9 protein-coding genes and 2 riboswitches are annotated in these 9283 nt (G+C 41.7%); of the genes, 3 read left to right on the top strand and 6 right to left on the bottom strand.

Features of this window, described 5'->3' with window-relative positions:
• On the top strand, positions 1–84 hold an 84-nt coding region (locus M3206_RS19210), incomplete at its 5' end, for an IS3 family transposase (RefSeq protein ID WP_425590697.1).
• A gap of 75 nt (positions 85–159) precedes the next feature.
• Here the strand turns inward: M3206_RS19210 and asnB are convergent.
• Positions 160–2007: an asparagine synthase (glutamine-hydrolyzing) gene (gene asnB, locus M3206_RS09770; RefSeq protein ID WP_425590721.1), complete on the bottom strand. Its 1848-nt coding sequence runs from the start codon at positions 2005–2007 to the stop codon at positions 160–162.
• A 157-nt stretch (positions 2008–2164) separates the two neighbouring features.
• Here asnB and M3206_RS09765 point away from each other — a divergent pair, with 157 nt between their 5' ends.
• Complete coding sequence (locus M3206_RS09765; protein WP_251312333.1) at positions 2165–3259, top strand: AI-2E family transporter; 1095 nt, start codon at positions 2165–2167, stop codon at positions 3257–3259.
• Between the two features lie 225 nt (positions 3260–3484).
• Here the strand turns inward: M3206_RS09765 and M3206_RS09760 are convergent, their stop codons facing one another.
• The 5 genes from M3206_RS09760 to M3206_RS09740 form a co-directional block, all read right to left on the bottom strand.
• Positions 3485–4021: a 1,2-dihydroxy-3-keto-5-methylthiopentene dioxygenase gene (locus M3206_RS09760; RefSeq protein ID WP_251312332.1), complete on the bottom strand. Its 537-nt coding sequence runs from the start codon at positions 4019–4021 to the stop codon at positions 3485–3487.
• Positions 3999–4673 (bottom strand): methylthioribulose 1-phosphate dehydratase, encoded by a 675-nt coding sequence (locus M3206_RS09755; RefSeq protein WP_251312331.1) that lies wholly within the window; start codon positions 4671–4673, stop codon positions 3999–4001. The genes M3206_RS09760 and M3206_RS09755 overlap by 23 nt, the downstream gene beginning before the upstream one ends.
• Entirely contained in the window at positions 4670–5335 is a 666-nt protein-coding gene (locus tag M3206_RS09750) for a 2-hydroxy-3-keto-5-methylthiopentenyl-1-phosphate phosphatase (RefSeq protein WP_251312330.1), read from the bottom strand. The genes M3206_RS09755 and M3206_RS09750 overlap by 4 nt, the downstream gene beginning before the upstream one ends.
• Positions 5332–6573 (bottom strand): 2,3-diketo-5-methylthiopentyl-1-phosphate enolase, encoded by a 1242-nt coding sequence (locus M3206_RS09745; protein ID WP_251312329.1) that lies wholly within the window; start codon positions 6571–6573, stop codon positions 5332–5334. The genes M3206_RS09750 and M3206_RS09745 overlap by 4 nt, the downstream gene beginning before the upstream one ends.
• A gap of 126 nt (positions 6574–6699) precedes the next feature.
• Positions 6700–6816: riboswitch (SAM riboswitch) on the bottom strand.
• A gap of 56 nt (positions 6817–6872) precedes the next feature.
• Positions 6873–8051 carry a pyridoxal phosphate-dependent aminotransferase gene (locus M3206_RS09740; RefSeq protein ID WP_285876879.1) on the bottom strand — a complete coding sequence of 393 codons (1179 nt, stop codon included), beginning with the start codon at positions 8049–8051 and terminating at the stop codon, positions 6873–6875.
• Between the two features lie 117 nt (positions 8052–8168).
• On the opposite strand from M3206_RS09740, the gene M3206_RS09735 reads away from it, so the two are divergent.
• Positions 8169–8951: a carbon-nitrogen family hydrolase gene (locus M3206_RS09735; protein WP_251312328.1), complete on the top strand. Its 783-nt coding sequence runs from the start codon at positions 8169–8171 to the stop codon at positions 8949–8951.
• 131 nt (positions 8952–9082) lie between these two features.
• A riboswitch (SAM riboswitch) is annotated at positions 9083–9254 on the top strand.
• Positions 9255–9283: the final 29 nt, after the last annotated feature.

Raw genomic sequence — 9283 nt, 5'->3', positions numbered from 1 at the left:
GAATTTTACAATACAGAAAGATATCAATGGACATTAAGCAGAATGACCCCGGAACAATTCCGAGGTCATCTAATAGCTGCTTAAATGGACTTTTTATAAACTGTCTAATTTAAAGGGAACAGTTCAAGAAGTCATCTTGAGTTTGCCCGCTTTTTTTTATTAATCTATGATGTTTACATTGTAATCACTTAGCCAGCTATCGATTTGTGCAAGGTGTGCCATCAGCTGTGGACCTGTCATTAACTGTCCGAACCATGGTTCCTTAAAAGTTTCTCCGTTCGTATCAATGATTTTCTGTACTTTCTTCCGATCCAGTACCTCAAACAACGGCGAATTCTTTTTATCTACAATACTCTGTAGCCAGTCTTTTACGCCATTTGTGTACTCAGGGTGAAAGGTTTTTGGATAAGGACTTTTCTTTCGGTACAGTACGTCATCTGGAAGAATACCGGTTAAAGCCTTTCTTAGGATCCCCTTTTCTCTTCCAGACAGCATCTTCATTTCCCAAGGGATATTCCATGCATACTCTACGATTCTATGGTCCGCAAATGGAACTCGAACTTCTAAACTTGCTCCCATACTCATGCGGTCTTTACGATCTAGAAGGGTGGTCATGAACCACAGCATATTCAAATAAAAGATTTCCCTTCTTCTCGCTTCTACTCTCGTTTCTCCTTCGAGGACAGGTGTTTCTTGTATAGTCTCTTCATACCTTTGCTGAACATAGGAAGAGAGATTCAGTTTCTTTGCCCACGAATCTTGAAGTAGATTCTGCCTAGCTTCTGTAGAACGCATCCAAGGGAACATATCCCTGTTCAAGAGTTCTTCCTTATGAAACCATGGATATCCTCCAAAAATTTCGTCCGCACATTCTCCAGAGAGAGCTACTGTAGATTGTGGCTTGATCTGCCTGCAGAACCATAACAATGAGGAATCCACATCTGCCATTCCCGGTAGATCTCTTACCGTAACGGCTTCTCTTAAATGATTGATTAATAGTTCATTATCGATCACACAACTATGATGAGTGGATCCGGTTGCCTCTACCATTTGATTAATCCAGAAACCATCTGAGTTCGGCTGGTAATCACTAGCTTTAAAGTATTTGTCATTGTCTTCATAATCAATACTGAACGTGTGAAGTTCCCCTTTGTTTTCTTCCTTAAAATGCTTGGCTGCGATTGCGGTAATCGCACTTGAATCCAAGCCACCTGACAAGAACGTACAAACCGGTACGTCTGCTACAAGCTGACGAGTTACAGCATCTTTTACAAGCGTCCTTACATTTTCGCTCGTTTCTTCAAGCGAATGTTCGTGGGGCTTGCTTTCAACGTTCCAATACCGCCATATTTTTAGTCCGTTCTTAGTGAAAGTTGCGGCATGTGCGGGTCGAAGTTCTTTGATACCTTTATAGACTCCGTTGCCTGGTGTTCGGGATGGTCCAAGTCCAAACACTTCTTGCAATCCTTCACGATCCACTTCTGCTTTTATCTCCGGATGAGCCAGAATCGCCTTTAGTTCCGATCCAAAAAGAAAGCGGCTGCCTTTCTCCGAATAAAAAAATGGTTTCACTCCTAAACGGTCTCTTGCAACAAACAGACACTCTTTTGATTCATCCCATATTCCGAAGGCAAAGATTCCGTTAAACTTTTCGACGCAGGCTTCTCCCCACTCGATATATGAAACGAGGAGAACTTCTGTATCTGAGTGCCCTTCGAATGTATAGCCCCTTTGTAAGAGCTCTTTTCGAATGTCTTCGGTGTTGTAGAGTTCTCCGTTATAGCAAAGAGTATATTGGTTGTTGTTCTTTTTTCTGCTCATCGGCTGTACGCCGCCCACGATATCAACTACAGCAAGCCGGGCGTGCCCAAATCCTGCATGCGTGGTGCTCCAGACATTCAGTGCGTCTGGTCCTCTTTTGGATAAAGTTGTGGCCATTTTTAACAGTACATTTTTTTCATTGATGAGGTTTCGATTCCAATCTGCCCAACCTGTTATTCCGCACATTGGTTTCATCCTTTCTATGCAAACTGCATAAATAATGCGTATGCCCAATACTTAACATATGCTTTTAGCCTTGTTCGGGTGTTTCGAAATAATTGTGCAAGTTCTTCCAACTTGTATATAATGAATCTATATTTCAGAAGGTAAAGGTGATCATTGAATGCCACAGTCGAAGTTTTTTCGTATCGGTTATGGATTGCTCCTCACATTTCTAGTTATTTGGGTAGGAACGAAGATTGATTTTATTTTCAGACCGATCGTTGTTCTTGTACAAACCTTGTTTTTTCCTTTTTTATTAGGCGGCGTACTGTACTATTTATTTAGGCCCGTTGTTCAGTTTTTACATAAACGCAATGTTCCAAAAGTATTATCGATCCTGCTAATCTACTTGCTTGCCATCGGGTTGTTCGTTTTACTTTTTTATTCGATTGGTCCTGTATTGCAGAGACAGGTCAGCAACTTGGTAGAGAACACACCGGCTTTAATTGATGCGATACGATCAAAGCTAAACGATCTGCAGCAGAACGAATGGGTCAACCGCTTCCAGGAAAGTGAACAATTTGATGTAAAAGAGATCTCTGATAAAGTTACTGCCTACTTATCTAATAGTATTCAGACGATTGGAACCAACATCGCGAACTTTATCGGTATCATTACCAACATCATCATGATTTTCGTGACCGTTCCATTTATTCTTTACTACATGCTAAAAGAGGGTGAAAAAGCGCCTCAGATGGTGCTTCAAACATTGCCTGAAAAACAGCGTAATAATGGAATTAAGATTTTAAAAGATATGGATATCGCGCTTAGCTCCTACATACAGGGGCAGATTCTAGTCAGTGTTTGTGTTGGAACCATGCTATATATTGGTTATTTAATTATCGGCATTGAATATTCGTTAATCCTTGCGATCATTGCCATGTTTACGAACGTTATCCCATTCTTGGGTCCCATTATCGGAGTTGTGCCTGCGCTTATCGTTGCGGTCGTTGATTCTCCAGCTATGGTTATCAAAGTGCTGGTTGTTATGGTCATCGCACAGCAGATCGAAGGTAATGTCATCTCACCGCAAGTGATGGGTAAAAAACTTGATATCCATCCACTTACGATCATTTCGATCTTACTTGTCGCAGGAAGTCTTGGCGGGCTGCTCGGTCTAATCTTAGCAGTACCCGTCTATGCCGTATTAAAAGTGATCGTGCTGCATACGTACAGATTGATAAACTTAAGAAGAGAAAAAAAGATAGCGGGATAAGAAAAGAGCATCGGATGATGACCGATGCTCTTATTGTTGTAGCGGGCGGCGTTCTTCGCGAGCATGTATGTAGTTTTCTAAACGAGCTATTTATTCTGCTGAATGCGCATATACACTCCACAATCGCGCATATATCAACCACTGAAAGCATAATTTTCTTTATCTACCGAAACAAAGAAAAAACCACACCTCTTTCTTCTGAAAAGGGGTGTGGTTTTAATGAGCTTATTTTGCTTCCTGAGGTTCTTTTTCGTAGATTGGTACCCAGCCTTCTTTGGATTTGAAGATTCGTACCGCTACTACCTTTCGATCTTCCTGCAGGGTAAAGTAATGGCGATAATTTTCTGGTACAGAAATCAGATCTCCTGGTTCGAGTTCTACATCAAAGAATCTGCCGTTCGGTCCTTCGATCGCAAAGATTCCATGACCAGAGACGATAAAACGGACTTCATCATCTGTGTGGTGATGCTCCGCCAAGAAATTTTTCAACAGTTCATCTAAGTTTGGAGTTTTTTCAGATAATGAGATCACGTCTGATGTAACATAACCACGGCGCTCAGAAATATCCTTGATTTCGCTTTGGAAAGTTTGAAGCACTTCTTCTTTTTCTGCATCTGTTAACGAATAGTTTTCGCGAAGGTGTTGAGGGAGTTTTTCTATATCCCATTTCTCGTAGATGACCCCCTGTGACTCTAAGTAAGCTTCAACTTCATTTTGGTTTTCAACTCTTTCGTTGTTGTCATGAAATCGTAATTGTGCCATGTTTAACTCCTCCAAATGATTTGTTTATTTTTTCACTAAATAAAGATAAGGTTTGAAGTTTTATATGATAAGAAAAAAGAAATTCAAACGCTTCAAGGTGCTTTTTTGCCTCAAAAGCGTTTTTCCCCCAAACCGTAATTCCGTGATTGCGAATCAGTACTGCTTTCGTCTCTGTTTTAATAACATCTGCAACAGCTTTGGAAAGCTTAGTCAAATCAGCATGGTTTTCAACGATTGGCACTGTGATGCTTCCGTCTTCTTCCCATATTCCAAAAGCTTTAATTAGTTCTTGCCCTTGAAACGTTATCTCACCTTCATTTCCATATAGCTCAGAGATCAGGTTATTGTCGACAGTATGAACATGAAGGCAACAGCCAGCATCTGTTAATCGGTATACTTCACAGTGAATACCGGTTTCTGCGGAAGCCTTGAGAGATGTTTGCTTAACTGCATTCCCTTCTCCATCCACGAGTAAAAAATCTTCCGGCGTACGCTTCGTTTTGTCTTTGCCGCTGGCAGAAACATAAAAAGTCAACGGGTTCTTTCCCACTTTGATCGATACGTTGCCACTCGTTCCAGGAAACCAATTTCTTGCGGCTAATTCATCTTTCACATCGGCAAGTTCATTCCAGCGTTGTTCATGTATCGTCAACTTCTTACCTCCTCTTTTTCCAAGGCATGAATCACATCAAAGAATGTTTCAAAAGGTGTATAAGGAATTTGGTTTTCTTTACATTTTTCAATCAAATAGTCTCTTGCAAAAACAACATCCGCAAGCTTAGACGCTTGAAGATCCGTTATGGAATCACCGATAACGATTTTTTGAAAACCGGAAAACTGAGGATCTGTCTTCCTGATAAACGAAGGCTTGCAGCACCCACAATCATTTTTACAATACTGATCACATTTGTTCGGCCATGTAATTTTAATTTGTTCTCCTGAAAAATCACTATGGTTGCAGATGATTTGCTCAGGGTTTACTTTATCTTTGAGCATGGGATGAACAAAAAAATCAATTCCGCCGCTAACGATATAAAGCGGGATGTTTTCTTTCTTCGTAAAATCAATAAATTCGTGAAAGCCCTCTCTGATTTTGGAACGAGTTTGAACAAACTCAATAATCTCATCCTTCTTATCTGAAGAAATGCGTGAGAAGAGTTTCCCTACTCCTTCTCGAATGGAGACCTTCTCGTTCAAAATATCATTGACGATTGGCTGCCAGCCGCCTGGAGCAAACGCTTCCATGATGGCTACGATATTGTCTTTCTCCGTTACAGTTCCGTCGAAATCGCAGAAGATTATTTTTTGTGTCATGTTACAGGCACTCCGCCCCACAACTCCAAAGCTTTTTGAAGTTCCGGGTAGCTCTCGGCGTATTGTTCAAGGTCTTCTCCTGACACTGCTGCATCAATCGCTTGGCGGAATGCTCTTGCCCCGCCTGCTGCTCCTTCCGGGTGACCGTGAATTCCTCCACCAGCATTAATGACACTATCTAACCCAAAATCGTTAAACAGAACAGGCGTTAATCCCGGATGTATGCCAGCAGATGGAACCGGGAATGATCTCTTCAATGCACTATTTTCTGTTGTTAAGGCATCGGCTATGTTTAAGGTTTCATTTCGATCAAGTGCTACACTTCCATACGGAGATGGGAACAATACAAGATCGGCTCCTGCATAACGTAAGAGTTTTCCGAGCAATACCGAGTAGCCGATTCCATAAAGAGATGACGATCCGATCGCTCCCGATAAGGCAGGATGTGCCATGATCGGAAGTGGAATATCTTTATCTTCTGCTAACTCTTGAAGTACATCTGGCCCATAAGACAGCACATTGAAAAGTAATGCATCTGCTCCTAATTCTGCAGCACGTCTCGCTTTGTCACGCAGTTCACTCGTTCTTCCCGTAAGATTTACAGCGTAAAGCGTTTTTTCACCCGTACGAGCTTCCACTTGCTGCAGGACCTCTTTTGAAGCCATAATGCGATCCTCAAAAGGGGTCAGCGGATTTTCAAAAAGAATCTCATCATCTTTTACAAGATCGACACCGCCAATAGCCTGCTCGTAAAGCTGTTGCTTAAAGAATGTTAAATCTTTTCCAAGTACCCCTTTAAAGATGCTCATCACAAGTGGACGATTATGGACACCCAAGATCTCACGAATTCCACCTATTCCATATTTCGGTCCTGGGAAACTCTTCTCAAGCTCCTTATCAAACTCCAAATCTACGAGCTTGATCTCTCCATCAAGAGATAGTTTGCCGAAGACCGTTGTTAAGATCGCCGGTATATCGTTAGAAAAATTGGCAGAAGGATAAGAAATCTTCAGTAATCCTCTCGTGCGCTGACTCCCTAAGAACCGATCAGCTGCAACGTCACGCTCTAATTCAACAACGCTTTCTACCACACCTTTATGTTTTTGAAGCTGTTCTTGCTCAAGCAGCGGAAGATCAGTCCAAGACCCCACTGTCAATCCAAGTGCAATCCCTTCTGCTTTTTTATTTAAATTTTCTTTTTTATCGTGAACCAAATAGGTCGCTGTTACTTTTCCCAAATCTGATAAACTCCTTTCAAACACGTTCATCCGAAAATAGTGCTGACGACTCAACTCGCGGCTTGTAATGAACATGAAAAAGCCCCATCCAAAAGGAAGGGGCGTTAATAACCGTTCGTCCGCTTCCCCTCATCTCTCAGTCAATCATTGACTGCAAGAATTAGCACCGTTTTCAGCTAAAACATTAGCTGAATGGTTGCCGGGTTTCATCGGGCTAGTCCCTCCACCTGCTCTTAATAAGAGTGCAAATTGTTTGAATATACTTTTAATGGTGATTATGACAGCCCATGAAGATTCTGTCAACCAATTTTTGATATGACTTTTGCGATCCTGTCAGCCGCTTCGATCAGTCTTTCTTCAGTAGTGAGTAATCCGACACGCACGTATTTGTCTCCTTCTTTTCCAAATCCGATCCCTGGAGCAACGACGACATGGGCTTTTTCTAACAAATGATCTGCAAACGATTCTGACGTAAAACCTTCAGGTACTGGAAGCCAGCAGAAAAATGAGCCCGCTGGTGATTTAACGTTCCAACCGTTCTCTTTTAGTCTGCTGATAAAAACATCCCGTCTTTTTTCATAAGTCTCGACCAGCTCATCCACGCATTCCTGAGAACCATTCAGTGCTGCGGCAGCTGCATGCTGCACCGCTCCAAATAAGCTGACATAAAAATGATCTTGAAGAAGGTTAATAGATTCAATGACCTGTTCATTTCCAACTGCAAAGCCGACACGCCAACCAGCCATGTTGTAAGTTTTAGACAAGGTATAGATTTCAATGCCAACCTCTTTCGCGCCATCCACCTCTAGGAAGCTAGTTGGCTTTTTACCATCAAATCCAATCGCACCGTAAGCAAAATCATGGCAAACGAGAAAGTCATGCTTTTTTGCGAGTTTAATGGTTTCATCAAAAAATTCCTTCGTTGCTACACCTGCCGTTGGATTGTTTGGATAGTTTAAGAACATCAGCTTTGCTTCCTGCAGTACTTGTTCATCTAAAGAATCATAATCGGGCAAGAACGCATTTTCTTCTAAGAGCGGCATCGTCTCCATCTTAGCCCCTGCCATAGCGATTCCTGACCAGTAATCTGGATATCCGGGGTCCGGAACGAGTGCGGTGTCACCAGCGTTTAAGTAGCATTGTGATAATTCTACTAATCCCGTTTTTCCACCGAACAGAACAGCTACTTCTTTTTCTGGATCTAGTGTAACGCCATATTCTCTTTTATAAAAATCTGCTACGGCTTGTTTTAAAAACACATGGCCTCGAAATGGAGAATATTTGTGATAGCCAGGATTGTCCGCCCCTTCTTTTAACGCTTCAACAATATGGTTAGGTGTGGGCTGGTCTGGGTTTCCTTGACCTAGATTTATAACGTCATATCCCTGCTCCACATAGTGAGATACTTTTTTTACAAGTTTAGCAAAAAATTGTTCCGGCAGTTTACTCATGACCTCTGCCTGTTCAAAACGTTTCAAACGATCACTTCCAGTCTAATTTGAATGTTCTTGAAATTCTAATCAGTTATGTTATACGCTTAAGGAAATTCTGTAAAGACTTTTTTGGTATGACCTGCCAAGTTAGGAGAGTGTTTTGTGAAAATCGTATGTATACAAGTGGATGTTCAATTTGGAAATCCCGAGAAAAATATAACGCACATCGAAAAAAAAATTCGAGAGGCCGTTCGTCTTCAAAATCCTGATACCATTGTTCTTCCTGAACTTTGGGATACAGGCTATGATCTGTCCCGCTTAGATGAGATCAGTGATAAGAACGGAGAAAGAGCAAAAAAGTGGCTAAGTTCCCTTGCAAAAGAATTTAAGTTAAACATTGTTGGCGGATCTGTTGCGTTTCGAAAAGATCATGACGTTTATAACACCATGCTGAGTTTTAACAGAAACGGCGAGCATATTGGAACCTACTCAAAGGCACACCTTATTACGCTGATGGAAGAAGAAAAATATATCGCTCCCGGTAAAGAGAGCTCCACATTCGAAGTAGATAACATACCGGCTTCAGCTGCGATCTGCTACGATATTCGATTTCCTGAATGGATCCGTAAACCTTTTGTAAAAGGGGCAAAAATTTTATTTGTCCCTGCTCAATGGCCTATACAGCGAGAGACCCACTGGAGAGCTCTTTTGATTGCCCGGGCTATAGAGAATCAATGCTATGTTGTAGCTTGTAATCGGATTGGAAGCGATCCAAACAATACTTTTGCTGGTCAATCTTTAATCATCGATCCATGGGGAGATATTGTAGCAGAAGCTTCCGTATCAGAAGAAGAAATCCTTTCCGCTGAGATCTCTCCTGGATTAGTAGATGAAGTGCGCACAAAGGTCCCTGTTTTCAATGACCGCCGTGTGGATCTTTACTAAGTGGCCGAATTTAACAAGCTCACAAAAAAGCTATCTCTAAAAAAGGTTTGACAACTTGTTTATAAACATTGTAGTATAACCATTAAGAATTGTGCGAATATTGTTTCGCTTTTACGAACTGAATAAAAGGTCTCTTATCAAGAGCAGGTGGAGGGATATGGCCCGATGAAACCCAGCAACCGACCGTAATACCATTGTGAAATGGGGCGCCCGAAAGATTTGGGAGCCGCTGAATTCTGATTGAATCAGCGTAAGGCACGGTGCTAATTCCAGCAAGACAACATTGTTTTGCTAAGATAAGAGGCACGGGACAACTGTCTTTCCGGGCCTCT

This window comes from Fictibacillus phosphorivorans, assembly GCF_023715845.1.
Taxonomy (GTDB): Bacteria; Bacillota; Bacilli; order Bacillales; family Fictibacillaceae; genus Fictibacillus; species Fictibacillus phosphorivorans_D.
Note: the sequence above shows the minus strand (reverse complement) of the source record. Positions and strands in the feature narration are given on the sequence as shown.

Bases quoted from the DNA above. Each gene is read 5' to 3' on its own strand.
- asnB (WP_425590721.1), bottom strand. From the start codon at position 2,007: ATGTGCGGAATAACAGGTTGGGCAGATTGGAATCGAAACCTCATCAAT.
- M3206_RS09765 (WP_251312333.1), top strand. From the start codon at position 2,165: ATGCCACAGTCGAAGTTTTTTCGTATCGGTTATGGATTGCTCCTCACA.
- M3206_RS09760 (WP_251312332.1), bottom strand. From the start codon at position 4,021: ATGGCACAATTACGATTTCATGACAACAACGAAAGAGTTGAAAACCAA.
- M3206_RS09750 (WP_251312330.1), bottom strand. From the start codon at position 5,335: ATGACACAAAAAATAATCTTCTGCGATTTCGACGGAACTGTAACGGAG.